This is a genomic window from Shinella sp. Sh6, from assembly GCF_055392685.1.
The window spans coordinates 1,488,253-1,506,795 of the sequence record NZ_AP044005.1 but is presented as its reverse complement, the minus strand read 5'-3'; the positions used below and the strand labels follow the sequence as shown (position 1 = coordinate 1,506,795).

Sequence of the window (18,543 nt, the reverse complement as noted above, 5' to 3'; positions counted from 1 at the left end):
CCGAACGGGCCGCACAATCAAGCCCCGAAGACCGACCAGCCGGTGCGCGCCGTCAGCATTTCCAGCGCGAGCGCGCCGAGGAGCGAATTGCCGTTCTCGTTGAGCCCCGGCGACCAGACGGCGATGGAGGCCTTTCCGGGCGCAACGGCGAGAATGCCGCCGCCGACGCCGCTCTTGCCCGGCAAGCCGACGCGGTAGGCGAAATCGCCCGAGCCGTCGTAATGGCCGCAGGTCAGCATCAGCGCATTGATGCGCCGCGCGCGAAGATGCGAGACGACGCGGTGGCCGGTCAGCGGATTGGTGCCGCTGTCGGCGAGGAAGAGCCCGGCCCTTGCGAGCTGGCGGCAGCTCATCGCCAGCGCGCATTGATGGAAATAGACGCCGAGCACCAGTTCGGCGGCATGGTCCAGCTTGCCGTAGGAGCGCATGAAATTGGCGAGCGCGACGTTGCGGAAGCCCGTCGCCTGCTCCGAGCGCGCCACCGCCTGGTCGACGATGATGTCCTCCTCGTCGGCAAGATAGCGCAGGAACCGCACGACCTCGCCGATGGCCTCCTTCGGCGTATGGCCGGCGAGCACCAGGTCGGTGATGGCGATGGCCCCGGCGTTGATGAAGGGGTTGCGCGGAATGCCGCCCTCGTATTCGAGCTGGACGATGGAGTTGAAGGCCGAACCTGATGGCTCCCGCCCGACGCGCTTCCAGATCCCCTCGCCGTGCTTGCCGAGCGCCAGCGTCAGAGTGAAGACCTTGGAGATGCTCTGGATGGAGAAGGCTTCCTCCGCATCGCCCGCAAGGAAGGCCGCCCCATCGGTCGTCACCACCGCAATGCCGAATTTCTGCGGGTCCACATGGGCAAGCTGCGGAATGTAGTCGGCCAAGCGCCCCTCGCCCCGCCGCGGCGAAAGGCTCGCGTGGATTTCATCGACGATCGCCTGCAGGTCCGTCATGCGATTTCCCCCAAAGAAAAAGCCGCCAATCTCTTGGCGGCTTTTCCCGATTGCGCAAGGTGTCGCCCGCGAATTAACGCGAGTAGAATTCGACGACCAGGTGCGGTTCCATGACGACGGCGTAGGGCACGTCGGAGAGAACCGGAACGCGAACGAAGGTCGCGGTCATCTTGTTGTGGTCGGCTTCGATGTAGTCCGGAACGTCGCGTTCAGCCAGGCCGACCGATTCGAGAACCGTGACGAGCTGCTTGGACTTTTCCTTGACCTCGATGACGTCGCCCGGCTTGCAGCGGTAGGAACCGATGTTGACGCGGACGCCGTTGACCTTGACGTGGCCATGGTTGACGAACTGACGGGCAGCGAAGACCGTCGGAACGAACTTGGCGCGGTAGACGATCGCGTCGAGGCGCGATTCGAGCAGGCCGATCAGGTTTTCCGGGGTGTCGCCCTTGCGGCGTTCGGCTTCGGCGAAGATCGCGCGGAACTGCTTCTCGCGGATATCGCCGTAGTAGCCCTTCAGCTTCTGCTTGGCGCGGAGCTGAACGCCGAAGTCCGACAGCTTGGACTTGCGGCGCTGGCCGTGCTGGCCCGGGCCGTATTCGCGGCGGTTGACCGGGGACTTCGGACGGCCCCAGATGTTTTCGCCCATACGGCGGTCGATTTTGTACTTGGATGCAGCGCGCTTGCTCATCGCATTTCCTCTTGGTCTTGTTATGGCCTGCCCGTTGCCGGGCCGGCTCTAAGGAAACACGCCCTCCTCTGAACCTTTTGGGTTCCGACAGGCTTCTCACGATCGCGACCGGAGAATCCACGGGACATGTCAAATGAAACACCGGACATTTCTGCCCGGCGCTGGCGGGGTCATTAGGGGGCTTTCACCGGATTGTCAACGAGCAGAACCCGGAAATTCCGCCTATTCCGCCGCATCGCGGTGGGAATCGGCAAGGTCCGGCCCGTTGGCGTCGCCCGGCAGCGTCTCGCAGGCGAGATCCGGGAAGGCGACGATGCGGTGGCCGGCAAGGTCGCTGTGGATGACGACCAGCCCCTGCTCCTCGAAATAGCCGAGCAGGCGCCGCGCGCGGCGGGCCGAATGCGTGCCGTAGGCCCGCGCGATCCGTGCATCGGAGGGGCAGGCAAGGCCGCGCACCGCCGCCTGCGCGACGAGCAGGAAGACGCCCTGCAGATCCTCCGTGACGCTGCGCGAAAGATCGAGCGCCCTCGCCCATATCTCCGTTGCCGCGGTCTCGGGATCGACGCCGGAGCGGGCGACCGCCATCTTGCGGCGGAAGGCGGGAAGCGACAGCGGCGCGCCGGGAACGCGGCGGATGCGGCAGCGCACGAGGAAATCCTGGAACAGCTCCGCATCGGCGCGGAAGGCCGCGTCGGGATTGGCAAGGATCTCGGCAAGCGCCTGGTCGAGCAGGCTTTCGCGCTCCTCGGCGGAGATTTCCGGCGCAGGCGCCCTCGCCTCGGGCTGCACGGGCTCCGGCCGGGCGCGGGAGAGCTCGGCGAGGATGTCGGTCGTCGGGCGCGGCGCGGGCGGCGCGCGGCGGACGGGCGGGCGCGCGAATTCGTCCGGGTCGGGCGTGAAGATCAGGTCCTCCACGTCCTGCGGGGCGTCCGGCAGCGGCATCAGCTTGGGGCTGGTGGAGCGGGCGGAGGTCTCGACGGCGCCGATCGTCACCGGCAGCGGGCGGCGCGACAGCGCCGGGCCGAGCGCGACGAAGGAGCCGCGCGGCAGGTCGCGGAACATTTCCGCCTGCCGCCGGTCGAGGCCGAGAAGGTCGGCGGCGCGCGCCATGTCGATGTCGAGGAAGGTGCGGCCCATCAGGAAGTTGGAGGCTTCCGCCGCGACGTTCTTGGCGAGCTTGGCGAGGCGCTGCGTGGCGATGACGCCGGCAAGGCCGCGCTTGCGCCCGCGGCACATCAGGTTGGTCATCGCCCCGAGCGAGAGTTTTCGCGCCTCTTCCGACACCTCGCCGCCGGCGGCGGGCGCGAAAAGCTGCGCCTCGTCGACGACGACGAGCACCGGATACCAATAGTCGCGATCCGCATCGAAGAGCGCATTCAAAAAGATACCGGCCGCGCGCATCTGCTCGTCGGCCTCCAGGCCCTCCAGCGAAAGCACGCAGGAGACCCGATGCTGGCGGATCCGGGTGGCGATACCGACGAGCTCGGCTTCCGTCCGCTCGCCGTCGACCACGACATGGCCGAAGCGGTCGGACAGCGTAACGAAATCGCCTTCCGGGTCGATGATGACCTGCTGAACCCATTGTGCGGACTGTTCGAGCAGGCGCCTGAGAAGATGCGACTTGCCCGAGCCCGAATTGCCCTGCACCAGCAGGCGCGTCGCCAGCAGTTCCTCGATATCGAGCCTGGCCGGTGCGCCGCCCTGCACCGTTCCCATGTCGATGCCGACCTTCATCCCGTTCCTCGTTCCTGCAAAATTCCGATTCGCCCGGCCGCCACCGGGCAACCGGCAAGCCCTAGCACGAAATCAGCGCCCGTCACGCCCGGCTTTGGAAAAACCCACAAGGTTCTCGCTCACGCCGCCTTGTCGTCGAGCGGCTGGATCGCGGGCTGGTCGCGCTGCATCGCCTCGGCCAGGTCGAAATTGGCCTGCATGGCAAGCCATGCGCGCGCCGTGCTGACGCCTGCCCGCTCCAGCCGCAACGCAAGGTCGGGACTGATCGCAGCGCGCCCGTTCAGCACCCGGGACAAGGCAACGCGCGACATGCCGAGGCGGCCGGCCGCATCCGTCACCGACAGGCCGAGCGGCTGGAGCACGTCCTCACGGAGCAATTCGCCCGGATGCGGGGGAGCCTTCATCATCGCCATGATCCTTCAATGATAATCCTGATAGTCGACCAGTTCGACGTCCGCCCCGACGAAGCGGAACGTCACCCGCCAGTTGCCGTTCACCCAGACCGACCAATGCCCCTTCATGTCCCCCTTGAGGGAATGGAACTTCAGGCCGGGGAGATTGACGTCGGCCGGCCCGTTCGCCACGTCGAGCAAACCGAGGATCCGCCGCAGCTTGGCGGCATGCAGCGCCTGGACGCCCTTCACGGAATCCGTCCTGTAAAGGAGTTCCAGACCCTTGTGCCGGAAGCTGACGATCATGCCGCAATGTATCGCGTATCGATACGCGATACAAGCCGTCAGACGACCCGCAATCCGAAACCCTGCATCAGGCGGCGGGTGGCGAAGTCGGGGGTTGCGGAGGTGAAGACGGCGATATCCTCGCCGGGGGCGACGGTATCGAGCGGGGGGACGAGGCGTCGGGCCTGGCGGGCGATGGCTTCGGCGGGATCGAGCCAGTCGACCGGCCAGGGGGCGAGCTTGCGGAAGAGGTTCGCCATGAAGGGATAATGCGTGCAGGCGAGGACGACGATGTCCGTCTTGCGGCCCATCTCGTCGATGAAGCAGGGGATGATCTCGGCGCGGACGTCGTCGCTGGAAAGCGCCTCGCCGCGGATATAGGCCTCGGCCATGCGGGCAAGGTTTTCCGAGCCGACGAGGCGCACGTCGCAGCGGCTGGCGAAAGACTGGATGAGGTCGCGCGTATAGGCGCGCTTGACCGTGCCGGGGGTGGCGAGCACCGAGACGAGGCCGGAGCGGGTGCGCTCGGCGGCGGGCTTGATGGCCGGCACCGTGCCGACGAAGGGCATGTGCGGAAAGGCGGCGCGAAGGTCCGCGCCCACCAGCGTGAAGGCCGTGTTGCAGGCGATGACGCAGACTTCCGGCTCGTGCTCGTTCAGCAACCGGCCGAAAAGGTCGACGATATGCGCCTTCAGCGCCGGCTCCTCCCAGCCGCCATAGGGAAAGCCGGCATCGTCCGCGACATAGGTGAAGTGCCGCTCGGGCATCAGCACGCGCGCCTCGCGCAGCACGGTGAGGCCGCCGATGCCGCTGTCGAAGACGAGGACGGGTTTCGCGCTACTGGCTGTCACGGGGCACCTTGGGCCGGCGGTTGCGGGTGCGGTTGGGATTGGTCGCGCCGCGCGGCGATTCGCGCGTGAAGCGATCGAGGCAGGAAACGATACCGCGCAAGACCTGTATCTCCGTGCCGGTGAAGGAAGGACGCGTCAGGATGGCGCGCAGGTTCTCCACCAGTTTGGGCTTTTTTTCGGCGGGCCGGAAATAACCGCGCGCATCGAGCGTCTCTTCCACATGATCGAAGAGGCCCTGCAGCTCCTCCTTCCTGGCCGGGCGCTGCGGCAGGGCGTCGAACGGCGTGTCCTCGACGGAGGCAAGGCCGCTCTTCATCCATTCATAGCTCATGAGGAGCACGGCCTGGGCGAGGTTCAGCGAAGCGAAGGCGGGGTTGACGGGGAAGGTCACCAGCTCGTCGGCAAGGGCGATCTCCTCGTTGGTGAGGCCCGTGCGCTCGCGCCCGAAGAGGATGCCGGTCTTCTCCCCCGCCCTGAAGCGCGCACGCAGATCGTCGGACGCGACGACCGGCGAGCGGACCTCCTTGTAGCCGTAGCGGTCGCGCGCCGTCGTCGCATAGACGAATTCGAGATCGGCGATCGCCGCTTCCAGCGAGGAATAGACCTTCGCCGCCTCGATGACGTGATCGGCCTTGCTGGCGGCGGAGATCGCCTTCTCGCTCGGCCAGCCGTCGCGCGGATTGACGAGGCGCAGTTCCGCCAGCCCGAAATTCGCCATGGCGCGCGCCACCATGCCGATGTTCTCGCCCAGTTGCGGATGAACGAGGATGATCGCCGGTCCTTCGGCGATCAGCGTGCGCTCGCTGTTCGTGCCTGCCATGCCCAAATTCCCTAGAAAGTTCGGGCCTCAGTGGCACAATCGGCCGGAAATGAAAAGCATCGCCGCTCAGTCCGGCGTCTCGCTCGCCGTCCCGCCCCCGCCGTTTGCGCCTTCCTGCGCGATTTCCTCCAGCTCCTTCTTCAAAGAGGCGCCGTCGTCGAAGCTGGTGCGCTCGATGTCGTCGACGACCGCATGGCCGTCTTCCTCGATGAGCTTGAAGACCAGCTTCTCCGGCTGCCAGTCCGCCGTGCGGTCGCCGAAGCAATAGCTGTTGTCGAAGGTCACGGTCACGTCCTCCGCGCCGTTTGCCGGCTGGCCCTCGGTGATCGCCACATCCTTCAGCGCGCAGCCGTCCTGCCCGCCGATGATCGGGTCGTAGTCGAAGGGAGAAGTGCTGTCCTCATAGGCCGGATACTTCGCGGCCTCGCGGTATTTCGCGACGAAATCCTTGCTGTAGAGGCGCTTGAGGAAGTCCTCGGAGAAATAGTCCACATAGGGCGGCGGCGTTTCGGGATCGGCATTGGTGTCGGTGCCGAGGTCCTGCCAGTTCGTGGCGGCGGCGGCCATCAGCTCGGAAACCGGCGCCTTGAAATCGGCGGCCTCGGCGGAAAGCGGAAGCAAGAGGGCAAGCGCAACGAGACCGATACGCGGCATCATATTCTCCATAGGGTGGCGGCAGGCCCGGACGGACCTGCGGACGGACATTCCTGGAACGGAATCTTGGCGAAACTTATTCCGCTCTCCGGCGAAAATAAACCGCCTCATTCCAAGGTCGCCTTTGCCTTCCCCGCGGTGAGTGCTATAGGGCCAAGCGGTTCTTTCAAGTCCACGCTACGGGGCGCCCAGCCCCTACAAAATACGAGGCTCTCCATGGCAAAGATCAAGGTCGCCAATCCTGTCGTCGAACTCGACGGCGACGAGATGACGCGCATCATCTGGCAGCTCATCAAGGACAAACTGATCCATCCCTACCTGGATGTCGACCTCGAATACTACGACCTCGGCATGGAAAACCGCGACGCCACCAACGACCAGGTGACGATCGACGCGGCCAATGCCATCAAGAAGCACGGCGTCGGTGTCAAGTGCGCCACCATCACGCCGGACGAAGCCCGCGTCGAGGAATTCAAGCTGAAGAAGATGTGGAAGTCGCCGAACGGCACGATCCGCAACATCCTCGGCGGCGTCATCTTCCGCGAGCCGATCATCTGCAAGAACGTGCCGCGCCTCGTTCCGGGCTGGACGAAGCCGATCATCGTCGGCCGCCACGCCTTCGGCGACCAGTATCGCGCCACCGACTTCAAGTTCCCTGGCAAGGGCAAGCTGTCGATCAAGTTCGTCGGCGACGACGGCCAGACGATCGAGCACGAGGTCTACGACGCGCCGGGCGCCGGCGTCGCCATGGCCATGTACAACCTCGACGAATCGATCACCGAATTCGCCCGCGCCTCGTTCAACTACGGCCTGCAGCGCAAGGTGCCGGTCTACCTCTCCACCAAGAACACCATCCTGAAGGCCTATGACGGCCGCTTCAAGGACATCTTCCAGAAGGTGTTCGACGAGGAATTCGCCGACAAGTTCAAGGCCGAGAAGCTGACCTACGAACACCGCCTGATCGACGACATGGTCGCCTCGGCGCTGAAGTGGTCCGGCGGCTATGTCTGGGCCTGCAAGAACTACGACGGCGACGTGCAGTCCGACATCGTCGCCCAGGGCTTCGGTTCGCTCGGCCTCATGACCTCGGTGCTGATGACGCCGGACGGCAAGACGGTGGAAGCGGAAGCTGCGCACGGCACGGTGACGCGCCACTACCGCCAGCACCAGAAGGGCGAAGAGACCTCGACCAACTCCATCGCCTCGATCTTCGCCTGGACGCGCGGCCTTGCCCACCGCGCCAAGCTCGACAACAACGCCGAGCTCGCACGCTTCGCCGAGACGCTGGAACGCGTCTGCGTCGATACCGTCGAATCGGGCTTCATGACCAAGGACCTCGCGCTCCTCATCGGTCCCGACCAGCCGTGGCTCTCCACGACCGGCTTCCTCGACAAGATCGACGAGAACCTCAAGAAGGCGATGGCCGCCTGAGACGAACCATGACGGGCCCGGCCTCGCCGCCGGGCCTGCAAAACGAAAGGGCCGGAGCATCCTTGATGCTCCGGCCTTTTTCTTTCAGGGCATGCCGCTTCTCAGAGGTCGATGTCGAGGATCGCCATGGAGAAGTTGTAGGAGAGCTCGCCGTCCTCGTCGTCGCGGAAGATGACGCCCAGGAACTCGTCCGCCAGATAGACCTCGGCCGATTCGTCCTTGCGCGGACGGGCCTTGATGACAATCTCCTTGTTGAGATTGCGTTTGAAGTAGGCCTCGAGCTTCCTGATTTCTTCGGGCTTCACGATATGTCTCCGTAACGGTTGGGTTGCCGCGCTTCTCGCACCTGCTCCGGGGCGTGTAAACCCTCGTTTTCCGAAGAAACGCGACTTTTCCCGATCACAGATCGTAATCGAAAGCGGCCAGAAGCTGGTCCATGGCGCGCGAGGGCTCGTTGCAGCCCGCCTCGCCCACGACCCTTGCCGGAACGCCGGCGACCGTCGATTTCGGCGGCACGGCCTTGAGAACGACCGAGCCCGCGGCGATGCGCGAGCAATGGCCGATATGGATGTTGCCGAGGATTTTCGCGCCCGCGCCGATCATCACGCCGTCGCCGATCTTCGGATGGCGGTCGCCACCCTCCTTGCCGGTGCCGCCGAGCGTGACGTTGTGGAGGATCGAGACATTGTCGCCGATCTCGGCCGTCTCGCCGACGACGAGGCCGGTCGCGTGGTCGAGGAAGAAGCCCTTGCCGATGCGCGCGGCCGGGTTGATGTCGGTCTGGAAGACGCTGGAGGAACGGCTCTGCAGGTAGAGCGCAAGGTCGCGCCGGCCCTTGTCGTAGAGCCAGTGCGCCAGGCGGTGCGTCTGGATCGCGTGGAAGCCCTTGAAATAGAGCACGGCGTCGAGGAAGCGCAGGCACGCGGGGTCGCGGTCGTAGACGGCCTGGATGTCGACGCGCAGGATGTTGCCCCATTCCGGCCAGTCGTCCAGCATCTCGTCGAAGATCTGGTAGAGGAGGTTGGCCTGCAGGTCCGGATGGTCGAGGCGCTCGCAGACGCGGTGGATCACGCTCTCTTCGAGCGAGCGCTGGTTCAGCACCGTGGAATAGAGGAAGGCCGCCAGCAGCGGCTCGGCCTCGGCGGCGCGGCGCGCTTCCTCGCGCAGGCTGTCCCAGATGGGGTCCATCGCCTTCAGCTTGTCGCCGGCCCGCAGTTCATTCGTCGCGACCATCGCCGCACTCCCTACTCGTCATTCCCGCCCAATATAGAGCAAACGGCGCCCGAGCGAAATGGCCGGGCGATCGAAGGTCAGCGGCCGCCGATTTCGGCGTAGAACTCCAGCACGGCGCGCTTGAACACCTTGTCGCCGACGGCGAGCATATGGTCGCGGCCGGGAATGTCGAGCGCGCGGGCGTCCGGCATCAGGTCGGCGAGCGGCTGGGGGGCGCCCGCGATATCGTCCTTCGTGCCGACGGCGATGAGCGCGGGCACGTCGATGCGCCCCACCTCCTCCGGCGTCAGGAGGTCCCGCGAGGTCATGATGCAGGCGGCAAGGGCCTCGCGGTCGGATTTCGTCTGGTCGGCGAAGGCGCGGAACATGCGCCCGCGCGGATGCGTCACGTCGTCGAGCGACGGCGCAAGCAGCGCCTCGGCGATGGGGTCCCAGTCGCCGACGCCGTCCACCATGCCGATGCCGAGGCCGCCGAAGACGACGGAGCGCACCCGGTGCGGATGGCCGAGCGCCATGAAGGCGGTGATGCGCGCGCCCATCGAATAGCCGAAGACATGCGCCTCGGGGATGGCCAGGTGATCGAGCAGAGCGGCGGCGTCATCGGCCATCTGCGGGCAGGTGTAGAGCGCGGGATCGTGCGGCTTGTCGCTTGCGCCATGGCCGCGGTTGTCGATGGCGATGACGCGGTAGCCGGCATCGCCCAGCGTCTTCAGCCAGCCGGGAAACACCCAGTTGACGCTGGCGCTGGAGGCAAAGCCGTGGATCAGCAGCACCGGATCGCCCGACGGATCGCCCTCGTCGAAAAAGGCAAGCTCCAGGCCGTTATGGGTGAAGCGGGAAAAGGGCGGGGGATCGAGGTTCATCGCGGGGCCGTCTTTCGTTTTCGGTCCCCGCTCATAGCGCCGTTTGGCCACGGAGAAAACGTCGCAGCGGCGGAAATCTCCTGCATCTGCGCGGTTTTGCATCTACACATTTCATCGCAAGGCGATTATGGTCCGCGCCGAAGACGACGCATTTCCCACGGAGCATGACATGGCCGGGCACAGCATTCCCCATTTCCAGAACGACGGCGGCCACCGCGTAATCGAGATCGGCGTGAAGGAATTCATGTGCGTCGGCGCATCCGTGCCCTTCGACCACCCGCACATCTTCATCGACATGGGCGACGACAACGAGAAGGTCTGCTCCTACTGCTCGACCCTCTACCGCTACAATCCGAAGCTGAAGGCCAGCCAGACGGAACCGGCGGGCTGCATCTTCACCAACCAGGTCGCGGCGTGACGGCCGGAAGGCCGCACGATCATGTCCCCCGTTAGATCCGCAACCATCGTCGGCGCCGGCATTGCCGGTATGACCGCGGCGCTTTCGCTCGCCCGCAAGGGAATTTCGGTCCACCTTCTGGAAGAGGCGCCGGCGCTCGAGGAAGTCGGCGCCGGCCTGCAAGTCTCCCCCAATGCCACGCGCATCCTTGCCGGTCTCGGCCTGCTCGATGCGCTCGCCGCCCGCTGGAGCGAGCCGGACCATATCCTCCTGTCCTCGGGCGGCACGCTCGCCCCCCTCGCCTCGGTTCCGGCCGGCGCGGCGGCACGCGGCCGCTGGGGTTCGCCCTATGGCGTCCTCCACCGGGCCTCCCTTCAAAGGGTGCTGCTCGATGCCGTGCGCCGCGAGCCGCTCTGCACGCTGACGACCGGCCGGCGCATCGAAACCGCCGAGGACGCCCTCACCGAGAACCCCGCCGACGTGCTGATCGGCGCGGACGGCGTCTGGTCGCCTCTTCGCCGCGCGATGCCCGGCGCCCTTCCCGCCCGCTATTCCGGCAATGTCGCCTGGCGCTTCCTGGTGCCCTACGGCAAGGCGCCGGCCTTCCTCAATCCACGCACGGTGACGGCCTTCCTCGGCCCGAAGGCCCATCTCGTCGCCTATCCGCTCGCCGAGATCGAGGCCTTCAACATCGTCGCCATCCATGCGCAGGCCGAGGCGCCGGCATCCGGCTGGCTGCGGCGGGGCGACACGGCCGCCCATCTCGAACGCACCGCCGCCTTCGCCGGCTGGCATGCGGGCCTGCGGCAGCTTCTGGCAGAGGCGCGCGACCCGCTGGTCTGGCCGCTCTTCGAGTGCCCGGACGGGGCCTGGACGGACGGGCGCAAGACGGTGCTGATCGGCGATGCCGCCCATGCCATGACGCCCTTCGCGGCGCAGGGCGCGGCGATGGCGATCGAGGATGCGGCGCTTCTGGCACAACGGCTCGCGACGGGCGAAGACCTTGCGCAAACCCTCCGCCGCTTCGAGGCGGACCGCCGCGAACGCGTCGCGAAGGTGCGCAGCCGCGGCGCCTTCAACCGCTTCGCCTACCATGCCCGCGGCCCGCTCGCGCTCGGCCGCAACCTCGTGCTGTCGCTCCGCCGGCCGGAAAGCCTCGCCGGCGACCTCGACTGGCTCTACGGCTACCGTACGCCGGATTGAGAAAACCCCTCATCCCGCTGCCGCGACCTTCTCCCCGCAAGCGGGGCGAAGGCTTATGCCGCCACGGTTTCCCACGATCCGAAGGCAAGGCATTGCCGCGATGTCCCTTCGCCTCGCTTGCGGGGAGAAGGTGCCGGCAGGCGGATGAGGGGCCAATCCCTGCCTCAGACCGCCCGTGCAGCCGCAAGGCCGCGCTCGATATCGGCCTTGATGTCCTTCACGTCCTCCAGACCGATCTGGAGCCGGAGCACCGGGCCCTCGTGCGGCACCTTGGCGACGCGGCGGTCGGAGAGGTTGACGTGCACGGCAAGGCACTCGAAGCCGCCCCAGGAGTAGCCGAGGCCGAAGATGCCGAGGGCATCGAGGAAGGCATGCGCCTTGGCCTTGTGGCGCTCCGGCGCACCGCCGTCGAGGACGATGGAGAAGATGCCGCTCGCGCCCTTGAAGTCGCGCTTCCACAGGTCATGGCCGGGGAAGCTCGGCAGCGCGGGATGCAGGACGCGCGCGACATCGTCGACACCCTCCAGCCAGCGCGCCAGCTCCAGCGTGCTTTCCTGATGGCGCTCCAGCCGCACGCCCATGGTGCGAAGGCCGCGCAGCACCTGGTAGGCATCGTCCGGCGAGGCGCAGGTGCCGAGCGTGATCTGCGTGTCGTGCAGGCGCTCCCAGTTGGCCGCATTGGCCGAGACCGTGCCGAAGAGGATGTCCGAATGGCCGGCCGGATACTTCGTCGCCGCATGGATGGAGACGTCGACGCCGAAATCGAGCGGGCGGAAATAGAGCGGCGTCGCCCAGGTATTGTCCATGGTGACGACCGCGCCATGCCTGTGAGCGACGGCGGCGATTGCCGGAATGTCCTGCATTTCGAAGGTGTTGGAGCCTGGCGCCTCGGTATGGACGAGCCGCGTGTTCGGCTTGATCAGCGCCTCGATGCCCGCGCCGGCGGCCGGGTCGTAGTAATCGACGGAAACGCCGAGCCGCTTCAGCATCGTGTCGCAGAAATGGCGGGTGGGATGATAGACCGAATCGACGATGAGCGCATGGTCGCCGGCCGAAAGGAAGGCGAGGAACGGCACGGTGACGGCGGCAAGGCCCGAGGGAACGAGGATCGTGCCGGCGGAGCCCTCCAGCTCGTCAATGGCCGCACACAGCGCATCCGTCGTCGGCGTGCCGCGCGTGCCGTAGGTGTATTTCTGGGCACGGTTCTCCATCGTCGCGGCATTGGGGAACAGGACCGTCGAGGCGTGGACGACGGGCGGATTGACGAAGCCGAAATAGTCCGCCGGATCGTTTCCGGCATGGGCAAGGCGGGTGTTCACGCCGGCGCCGGCGAGGATTTCGTCTCTGTTCTTCATGGGGCCTGTCCGAGGAATGTGAGGGGATTTCAGGAGGTTTTCCGCCCGCCGACTTTTCGCCACGCGGCCCGGCAGGTCAACCCCCATACGAAAGGATGAGAGGCCATCCAAAGCGCTTCAAACGTTAATTATCGGATTTTTCCGACACGCCTGCCGTGGGAGCCCCGGCTTTTCCACGGCCCCGGTCCGGCAAATTCCGACAAATTCGGGGCAGTCGCCGGAAAATGGCCACAGTGTCTTGACCCTGCGTCATTTTGAGCATGAGATAAGCAACCTCGCGCCGGGAGGGTGGCGAGTTCCGTGGGTGTGCCCGTAGGGAAGCGGGGCCGACGGACAAAACAAAGACAACAGAAAAAGGTTGTGAAAAGATGGCAAAAAAAATCGTGACGGCGCTGGTCGGCGCTGCCGTACTGTGGCTTGGCGCAACGGCGGCACAGGCTGACACGCTTTCCGACGTGAAGGCGAAGGGCTTCGTCCAGTGCGGCGTGAACGGCTCCAACCTCGCCGGTTTCGGCGCGCAGGACTCGGCCGGCAACTGGTCCGGCCTCGACGTCGACCTCTGCAAGGCCGTGGCGGCCGCAGTCTTCGGCGACGCCACCAAGGTGAAGTACACGCCGCTGTCGGCCAAGGACCGCTTCCCGGCCCTGCAGTCCGGCGAAATCGACATTCTCGCCCGCAACACCACCTGGAGCATCAGCCGCGATTCGCAGCTCGGCTTCGATTTCCGCGCCGTGAACTACTATGACGGCCAGGGCTTCATGGTGAAGAAGGAGCTCGGCGTGAAGTCGGCGCTCGAACTGTCCGGCGCCTCCATCTGCGTGCAGTCCGGCACGACGACGGAACTGAACCTCGCCGACTACTTCCGTGCCAACAACATGGACTTCAAGCCGGTGGTCTTCGAAGCGCAGGACGAAGCGGATGCCGCCTACAATGCCGGCCGCTGCGACGCCTACACGACCGACGCCTCGGGCCTCTATTCGATCCGCCTGAAGATGGCCAATCCGGACGACCACATGGTCCTGCCGGAGATCATCTCCAAGGAGCCGCTCGGCCCGGCCGTCCGCCAGAACGATTCGAAGTGGTTCGACGTCGTTTCCTGGTCGCACTACGCCATGGTGGCCGCCGAGGAATTCGGCATCACCCAGGCGAACGTCGAGGAAAAGAAGAAGTCCGACAACCCGGACATCAAGCGCTTCCTCGGCGAAGAAGCCGATTCGACCATCGGCGCCGACCTCGGCCTGCCGAAGGACTGGGCCGTGCAGATCATCAAGGCAGTCGGCAACTATGGCGAATCCTTCGAGCGCAACGTCGGTGAAGGCTCGCCGCTGAAGATCGCCCGCGGCCTCAACGCGCTGTGGACGAAGGGCGGCCTGCAGTACGCCCCGCCGATCCGCTAAGCGACGGCCTGATCGCTCCGGGAGGGTGGCCCGCCACCCTCCCCTTTACAAAGAACGCCCGGCAAACAGGGCGAGAACACGTCAGGGGAAATGCATGGCTCTTGCGGATGCCCGAACAGGGTCCGGCGAACCGCCGAAGGTATCTCTTCTCTACAATCCGGCTTTGAGAAGCGCAGTCTATCAGATCGTCACGCTCGTGGTGATCGTCGCCGCCGTCTCGTACGCGTGGCACAACGTCGTCCAGAACCTCGCCCGCGCCAACATGACGGCGGGCTTCGGGTTCCTCAACAGTCGCGCCGGTTTCGACGTCGCCCAGAGTCTCATCGCCTATTCCAGCGATTCGACCTATTTCCGGGCCTTGCAGGTCGGCCTGATCAACACGCTCGTCATCGCCGCCGCCGGCGTCGTGACGGCGACGATCGTCGGCCTCCTCGTCGGCATCGGCCGCCTGTCGCACAACTGGCTGATCGCCAAGCTGTGCACGGTCTATGTGGAAATCTTCCGCAACATCCCGCCGCTGCTCGTCATCTTCTTCTGGTATCTCGGGGTCCTCGCGCTGCTGCCGTCGATCCGCACGATCTTCCAGCATGTGAAGGAGAACCCGGATGCGGCCTTCTTCATCTCCAACCGCGGCATCTACATGCCCGCACCGGTCTTCGGGGAGAACTTCGGCATCGTCCTTGCGGCCTTCGCGCTCGGCGTCGTCGCGGCGATCGCCTTCACGATCTGGGCGAACGCCCGCCAGCGCGCAACGGGCAAGCGCCCGCCGGTGCTGTGGGTCAATCTCGGCCTGATCGTCCTCTTCCCGCTCATCGTCTTCGTCGTGGTGGGCGCGCCCCTCACCCTGGATTATCCGGTGCCGGGCTCGTTCAACATGAAGGGCGGCATGGTGATCGGGCCGGAGTTCCTGGCGCTCTATCTTGCGCTTTCGCTCTATACGGCCTCGTTCATCGCCGAGATCGTGCGCGCCGGCATCCGGGGCGTGTCCAAGGGACAGTCGGAAGCCTCCTATGCGCTGGGGCTTCGCCCCGGCCAGGCGACGCGCCTCGTCGTGCTGCCGCAGGCGCTCCGGATCATCATCCCGCCGCTCACCTCGCAATATCTCAACCTCATCAAGAACTCCTCGCTCGCGGTGGCCGTCGGTTATGCCGACCTCGTCGCGGTCGGCGGCACCATCCTCAACCAGTCCGGCAAGTCCATCGAGATCATCGCGATCTGGATGGTCATCTACGTGTCGATCAGCCTCATCACGTCGCTGTTCATGAACTGGTTCAATGCCAAGATGGCCCTGGTGGAGCGCTGAGATGACGGAAAACATCAGCTATATTCGCGATCACTTCCTCGAGGCGGAAAAGCCGCCGGCGGCCAACTCCTCGGCATTCGCCTGGATCCGCAACAATCTCTTCGCCTCGTGGAAGGACGCCGTCCTGACGATCCTTGCCGTGGCGGCGCTGGTCTACTACGTGCCGAAGGCCGTCAACTGGCTGTTCATCTCGGCGGTATGGACGGGGGCCGACCGCACGGCCTGCCTCACCGTGGACCAGGGCGGACAACTCGAAAGCGGCTGGAACGGGGCCTGCTGGGCCTATGTGAACGACCGCTTCGTGCAGTTCATGTTCGGCTCCTACCCGCGCGACGAACTGTGGCGGCCGCTGCTGGTCGCCGCCATGTTCGTGGCGCTGCTCGTGCCGCTCCTGATCCCGAAGGTGCCGCGCAAGGGCCTCAACGCCCTCCTGCTCCTCGTCGTCTTCCCCATCGTCTCCTTCTTCCTGCTCATCGGCGGCTTCGGCCTCCGGCATGTGGAGACGTCACTGTGGGGCGGCCTGATGGTGACGCTCATCATCTCCTTCGTCGGCATCGTGGTCTCGCTGCCGGCCGGCATCCTGCTGGCGCTCGGCAGGCGATCGAGCATGCCGATCATGAAGACGGCCAGCATCTTCTTCATCGAACTGATCCGCGGCGTGCCGCTGATCACCGTCCTTTTCATGGCGAGCGTGCTGCTGCCGCTGTTCCTGACGCCCGGCAACAACATCGACAAGTTCCTGCGCGCGCTCATCGGCGTGTCGATCTTCGCGTCCGCCTATATGGCGGAGGTTATTCGCGGCGGTCTTCAAGCCATTCCGAAAGGACAATATGAAGCGGCCGATGCCCTTGGTCTAAACTACTTCCACAAAATGACCTTCATCGTGCTTCCGCAGGCCATCAAACTCGTGATCCCCGGCATCGTGAACACCTTCATCGGCATGTTCAAGGATACGTCCCTCGTCACGATCATCTCGATGTACGACCTGCTCGGCATCGTGAAGGCGAGTTTTGGGGATTCGGGCTGGATCACGCCGGTCACGCCGCTGACGGGCCTGATCTTCGCCGGCTTCGTGTTCTGGATTTTCTGCTTCGGCATGTCGCGCTATTCGGCCTTCGTGGAACGCCGGCTCGACACGAGCCACAAGAGATAACTGAGAGGAAACAAGAATGGCCAACCAAGCCCAGGCGCCGCAGATGGCGGTCTCCGCGACGGACGTCGCCGTCGAGATCGTCAACATGAACAAGTGGTACGGCGATTTCCATGTACTGCGCGACATCAACCTCAAGGTCATGAAGGGCGAGCGCATCGTCATCGCCGGCCCGTCGGGCTCCGGCAAGTCGACGATGATCCGCTGCATCAACCGCCTCGAAGAGCACCAGAAGGGCCAGATCGTCGTCGACGGCATCGAGCTGACGAACGACCTGAAGAAGATCGACGAGGTGCGCCGCGAGGTCGGCATGGTGTTCCAGCACTTCAACCTCTTCCCGCACCTGACGATCCTGGAGAACTGCACCCTCGCCCCGATCTGGGTGCGCAAGATGCCGAAGAAGGACGCCGAGGAGATCGCGATGCACTATCTCACGCGCGTCAAGATCCCCGAGCAGGCGAACAAGTATCCCGGCCAGCTCTCCGGCGGCCAGCAGCAGCGCGTGGCGATCGCCCGCTCGCTCTGCATGAAGCCGAAGATCATGCTCTTCGACGAGCCGACCTCCGCGCTCGACCCGGAAATGGTGAAAGAAGTGCTCGACACCATGGTCTCGCTCGCCGAGGAAGGCATGACCATGCTGTGCGTGACGCACGAAATGGGCTTTGCCCGGCAGGTCGCCAACCGCGTGATCTTCATGGACCAGGGCCAGATCGTCGAGCAGAACTCGCCCGCCGAATTCTTCGACAATCCGCAGCACGAGCGCACCAAGCTCTTCCTCAGCCAGATCCTGCACTGAGCGGACCGGCGGCACGACGTAAAAGGCGGGCGACGAGCCCGCCTTTTTCATTTTCCGCGCAGCTCCGCCCGCAGCTTCAGCGGGCTGGCGCCAAAATGGTTGCGGAAGGCGCGGGAGAAGGCGGAGAGGCTGTCGAAGCCGCTGCGCAGCGCCACGTCCTGGATGGAGAGCGAGGTGTCGCGCACGAGCCGCTGCGCCGCCGTCAGCCTGAGCCGCAGGTAATAGGCGCCCGGCCCGATGCCGAGGCCGCTCGCAAAGAGCGTTTCGAGCTTGCGCGTGGAAAAGCCGAGGCGACGGGCGAGCGCGGCGACCGTCAGGGGCCGGTCTATGGTGCGCTCCATCAGGCGGATGGCGGCGGCAAGCTCCGGCTCGCGCTCGCCGAGCCGGCCCAGCGAGACGAGCGGCTGCGCATCCGTCGCCGCATGGGTCTCGTCATAGACGAAGACGCTCGCCACATCGAGCGCCACCGCCGAGCCGAAGCGCGCGCGCACCAGATGCAGCATCATGTCGAAGGTCGGCGAGGCGCCGCCCGAGGTCCAGAGCGGCCCGTCGGTGACGAAGCGGTCGGCACGCACGTTGAGCGCGGGAAAGGCGGCCGCGAAATCCTCCAGCTCCTCCCAGTGCGCCGTCGCGTCGCGCCCGTCGAGAAGGCCGGAGCGCGCCAGCAGCCAGCAGCCCGATTCGATGCCGGCGACGATGCCGAACCGGCGCGCCACCTTCTTGAGCCGGGCAACGAAGGCGCGGTCGGCATGGCGATCCTGGTTGAAGCCGGCGATGAGAAGCAGCGCATCGCCGCTCGTGACGTCCGCGAAGGCGCCGTCCACGCGGATCTCCACCCCGCAGGTCAGTAGCACCGGCCGGCCCTGCGGCGAGAGGATCTTCCAGCGGAAGACCGGCTCCGGCACGACGCGGTTGGCCGCGCGCATGGGATCGAGCACGGAGGCGAGCGACATGATCGACGATTCCGGCAGAAGCACGATGGTGACGTCGAGCGGCCTTTGCCGCGGCTCTTCTTCGCTCATGTGGAAATTGTCAAAAAAG

Annotated in this window: 20 protein-coding genes; 7 read left to right on the top strand and 13 right to left on the bottom strand. The window is 65.5% G+C overall.

Annotated elements, in window-relative coordinates:
• Positions 1 to 17: 17 nt before the first annotated feature.
• The 8 genes from ACZ5TO_RS07440 to ACZ5TO_RS07405 form a co-directional block, all read right to left on the bottom strand.
• Positions 18 to 947, bottom strand: coding sequence for a glutaminase (locus ACZ5TO_RS07440; protein ID WP_464800057.1), 930 nt, complete (start codon positions 945 to 947; stop codon positions 18 to 20).
• 73 nt (positions 948 to 1,020) lie between these two features.
• The gene (rpsD, locus tag ACZ5TO_RS07435) at positions 1,021 to 1,638 is read right to left on the bottom strand and encodes a 30S ribosomal protein S4 (RefSeq protein ID WP_119258341.1); all 618 of its coding nucleotides are present in this window, start codon (positions 1,636 to 1,638) and stop codon (positions 1,021 to 1,023) included.
• Between the two features lie 222 nt (positions 1,639 to 1,860).
• The gene (locus ACZ5TO_RS07430; RefSeq protein WP_464800056.1) at positions 1,861 to 3,372 is read right to left on the bottom strand and encodes a helicase HerA domain-containing protein; all 1,512 of its coding nucleotides are present in this window, start codon (positions 3,370 to 3,372) and stop codon (positions 1,861 to 1,863) included.
• Between the two features lie 119 nt (positions 3,373 to 3,491).
• Positions 3,492 to 3,779, bottom strand: coding sequence for a HigA family addiction module antitoxin (locus tag ACZ5TO_RS07425; protein WP_464800055.1), 288 nt, complete (start codon positions 3,777 to 3,779; stop codon positions 3,492 to 3,494).
• Between the two features lie 12 nt (positions 3,780 to 3,791).
• Positions 3,792 to 4,070 (bottom strand): type II toxin-antitoxin system RelE/ParE family toxin, encoded by a 279-nt coding sequence (locus tag ACZ5TO_RS07420; RefSeq protein WP_464800054.1) that lies wholly within the window; start codon positions 4,068 to 4,070, stop codon positions 3,792 to 3,794.
• Positions 4,071 to 4,108: 38 nt separating this feature from the next.
• Positions 4,109 to 4,900, bottom strand: a complete 792-nt coding sequence (gene murI, locus ACZ5TO_RS07415) for a glutamate racemase (protein WP_464800053.1) — start codon at positions 4,898 to 4,900, stop codon at positions 4,109 to 4,111.
• Positions 4,887 to 5,720, bottom strand: a complete 834-nt coding sequence (locus tag ACZ5TO_RS07410; protein ID WP_184141826.1) for an RNA methyltransferase — start codon at positions 5,718 to 5,720, stop codon at positions 4,887 to 4,889. Before ACZ5TO_RS07410 ends, murI begins: the two co-directional genes overlap by 14 nt.
• A gap of 66 nt (positions 5,721 to 5,786) precedes the next feature.
• Positions 5,787 to 6,374, bottom strand: coding sequence for a hypothetical protein (locus ACZ5TO_RS07405; protein ID WP_184141828.1), 588 nt, complete (start codon positions 6,372 to 6,374; stop codon positions 5,787 to 5,789).
• A 216-nt stretch (positions 6,375 to 6,590) separates the two neighbouring features.
• On the opposite strand from ACZ5TO_RS07405, the gene ACZ5TO_RS07400 reads away from it, so the two are divergent.
• Entirely contained in the window at positions 6,591 to 7,805 is a 1,215-nt protein-coding gene (locus tag ACZ5TO_RS07400; protein WP_464800052.1) for an NADP-dependent isocitrate dehydrogenase, read from the top strand.
• A gap of 101 nt (positions 7,806 to 7,906) precedes the next feature.
• On the opposite strand, the gene ACZ5TO_RS07395 is transcribed toward ACZ5TO_RS07400, so the two are convergent.
• From ACZ5TO_RS07395 to ACZ5TO_RS07385, 3 genes are all read right to left on the bottom strand, one after another.
• Entirely contained in the window at positions 7,907 to 8,110 is a 204-nt protein-coding gene (locus tag ACZ5TO_RS07395; protein ID WP_184141832.1) for a DUF3126 family protein, read from the bottom strand.
• 94 nt (positions 8,111 to 8,204) lie between these two features.
• Positions 8,205 to 9,038 carry a serine O-acetyltransferase gene (gene cysE, locus ACZ5TO_RS07390; RefSeq protein WP_184141834.1) on the bottom strand — a complete coding sequence of 278 codons (834 nt, stop codon included), beginning with the start codon at positions 9,036 to 9,038 and terminating at the stop codon, positions 8,205 to 8,207.
• A gap of 77 nt (positions 9,039 to 9,115) precedes the next feature.
• The gene (locus ACZ5TO_RS07385; protein ID WP_184141836.1) at positions 9,116 to 9,901 is read right to left on the bottom strand and encodes an alpha/beta fold hydrolase; all 786 of its coding nucleotides are present in this window, start codon (positions 9,899 to 9,901) and stop codon (positions 9,116 to 9,118) included.
• Positions 9,902 to 10,070: 169 nt separating this feature from the next.
• On the opposite strand from ACZ5TO_RS07385, the gene ACZ5TO_RS07380 reads away from it, so the two are divergent.
• Together ACZ5TO_RS07380 and ACZ5TO_RS07375 are read left to right on the top strand one after the other, a co-directional pair.
• Complete coding sequence (locus tag ACZ5TO_RS07380; RefSeq protein WP_184141838.1) at positions 10,071 to 10,319, top strand: zinc-finger domain-containing protein; 249 nt, start codon at positions 10,071 to 10,073, stop codon at positions 10,317 to 10,319.
• 21 nt (positions 10,320 to 10,340) lie between these two features.
• A complete protein-coding gene (locus ACZ5TO_RS07375; protein ID WP_464800051.1) occupies positions 10,341 to 11,501 on the top strand; it encodes an FAD-dependent monooxygenase in 1,161 nt (386 codons plus the stop codon).
• 164 nt (positions 11,502 to 11,665) lie between these two features.
• Here the strand turns inward: ACZ5TO_RS07375 and ACZ5TO_RS07370 are convergent, their stop codons facing one another.
• A complete protein-coding gene (locus tag ACZ5TO_RS07370) occupies positions 11,666 to 12,856 on the bottom strand; it encodes a cystathionine beta-lyase (RefSeq protein ID WP_464800050.1) in 1,191 nt (396 codons plus the stop codon).
• 368 nt (positions 12,857 to 13,224) lie between these two features.
• Between ACZ5TO_RS07370 and ACZ5TO_RS07365 the strand changes: the two genes are divergently transcribed.
• The 4 genes from ACZ5TO_RS07365 to ACZ5TO_RS07350 all read left to right on the top strand — a co-directional run bounded on the left by ACZ5TO_RS07365 (position 13,225) and on the right by ACZ5TO_RS07350 (position 17,502).
• The gene (locus ACZ5TO_RS07365; protein WP_464800049.1) at positions 13,225 to 14,253 is read left to right on the top strand and encodes an amino acid ABC transporter substrate-binding protein; all 1,029 of its coding nucleotides are present in this window, start codon (positions 13,225 to 13,227) and stop codon (positions 14,251 to 14,253) included.
• Between the two features lie 94 nt (positions 14,254 to 14,347).
• Positions 14,348 to 15,556 carry an amino acid ABC transporter permease gene (locus ACZ5TO_RS07360; RefSeq protein ID WP_464800048.1) on the top strand — a complete coding sequence of 403 codons (1,209 nt, stop codon included), beginning with the start codon at positions 14,348 to 14,350 and terminating at the stop codon, positions 15,554 to 15,556.
• Position 15,557: 1 nt separating this feature from the next.
• Complete coding sequence (locus ACZ5TO_RS07355) at positions 15,558 to 16,709, top strand: amino acid ABC transporter permease (protein ID WP_464800047.1); 1,152 nt, start codon at positions 15,558 to 15,560, stop codon at positions 16,707 to 16,709.
• A gap of 16 nt (positions 16,710 to 16,725) precedes the next feature.
• Positions 16,726 to 17,502, top strand: a complete 777-nt coding sequence (locus tag ACZ5TO_RS07350; RefSeq protein ID WP_464800046.1) for an amino acid ABC transporter ATP-binding protein — start codon at positions 16,726 to 16,728, stop codon at positions 17,500 to 17,502.
• A gap of 47 nt (positions 17,503 to 17,549) precedes the next feature.
• Here ACZ5TO_RS07350 and ACZ5TO_RS07345 read toward each other — a convergent pair whose 3' ends face one another.
• Positions 17,550 to 18,524: a GlxA family transcriptional regulator gene (locus ACZ5TO_RS07345; RefSeq protein WP_184141851.1), complete on the bottom strand. Its 975-nt coding sequence runs from the start codon at positions 18,522 to 18,524 to the stop codon at positions 17,550 to 17,552.
• Positions 18,525 to 18,543: the final 19 nt, after the last annotated feature.

Bases quoted from the DNA above. Each gene is read 5' to 3' on its own strand.
- ACZ5TO_RS07440 (WP_464800057.1), bottom strand. From the start codon at position 947: ATGACGGACCTGCAGGCGATCGTCGATGAAATCCACGCGAGCCTTTCG.
- rpsD (WP_119258341.1), bottom strand. From the start codon at position 1,638: ATGAGCAAGCGCGCTGCATCCAAGTACAAAATCGACCGCCGTATGGGC.
- ACZ5TO_RS07430 (WP_464800056.1), bottom strand. From the start codon at position 3,372: ATGAAGGTCGGCATCGACATGGGAACGGTGCAGGGCGGCGCACCGGCC.
- ACZ5TO_RS07425 (WP_464800055.1), bottom strand. From the start codon at position 3,779: ATGATGAAGGCTCCCCCGCATCCGGGCGAATTGCTCCGTGAGGACGTG.
- ACZ5TO_RS07420 (WP_464800054.1), bottom strand. From the start codon at position 4,070: ATGATCGTCAGCTTCCGGCACAAGGGTCTGGAACTCCTTTACAGGACG.
- ACZ5TO_RS07410 (WP_184141826.1), bottom strand. From the start codon at position 5,720: ATGGCAGGCACGAACAGCGAGCGCACGCTGATCGCCGAAGGACCGGCG.
- ACZ5TO_RS07405 (WP_184141828.1), bottom strand. From the start codon at position 6,374: ATGCCGCGTATCGGTCTCGTTGCGCTTGCCCTCTTGCTTCCGCTTTCC.
- ACZ5TO_RS07400 (WP_464800052.1), top strand. From the start codon at position 6,591: ATGGCAAAGATCAAGGTCGCCAATCCTGTCGTCGAACTCGACGGCGAC.
- cysE (WP_184141834.1), bottom strand. From the start codon at position 9,038: ATGGTCGCGACGAATGAACTGCGGGCCGGCGACAAGCTGAAGGCGATG.
- ACZ5TO_RS07385 (WP_184141836.1), bottom strand. From the start codon at position 9,901: ATGAACCTCGATCCCCCGCCCTTTTCCCGCTTCACCCATAACGGCCTG.
- ACZ5TO_RS07380 (WP_184141838.1), top strand. From the start codon at position 10,071: ATGGCCGGGCACAGCATTCCCCATTTCCAGAACGACGGCGGCCACCGC.
- ACZ5TO_RS07375 (WP_464800051.1), top strand. From the start codon at position 10,341: ATGTCCCCCGTTAGATCCGCAACCATCGTCGGCGCCGGCATTGCCGGT.
- ACZ5TO_RS07370 (WP_464800050.1), bottom strand. From the start codon at position 12,856: ATGAAGAACAGAGACGAAATCCTCGCCGGCGCCGGCGTGAACACCCGC.
- ACZ5TO_RS07365 (WP_464800049.1), top strand. From the start codon at position 13,225: ATGGCAAAAAAAATCGTGACGGCGCTGGTCGGCGCTGCCGTACTGTGG.
- ACZ5TO_RS07360 (WP_464800048.1), top strand. From the start codon at position 14,348: ATGGCTCTTGCGGATGCCCGAACAGGGTCCGGCGAACCGCCGAAGGTA.
- ACZ5TO_RS07355 (WP_464800047.1), top strand. From the start codon at position 15,558: ATGACGGAAAACATCAGCTATATTCGCGATCACTTCCTCGAGGCGGAA.
- ACZ5TO_RS07350 (WP_464800046.1), top strand. From the start codon at position 16,726: ATGGCCAACCAAGCCCAGGCGCCGCAGATGGCGGTCTCCGCGACGGAC.
- ACZ5TO_RS07345 (WP_184141851.1), bottom strand. From the start codon at position 18,524: ATGAGCGAAGAAGAGCCGCGGCAAAGGCCGCTCGACGTCACCATCGTG.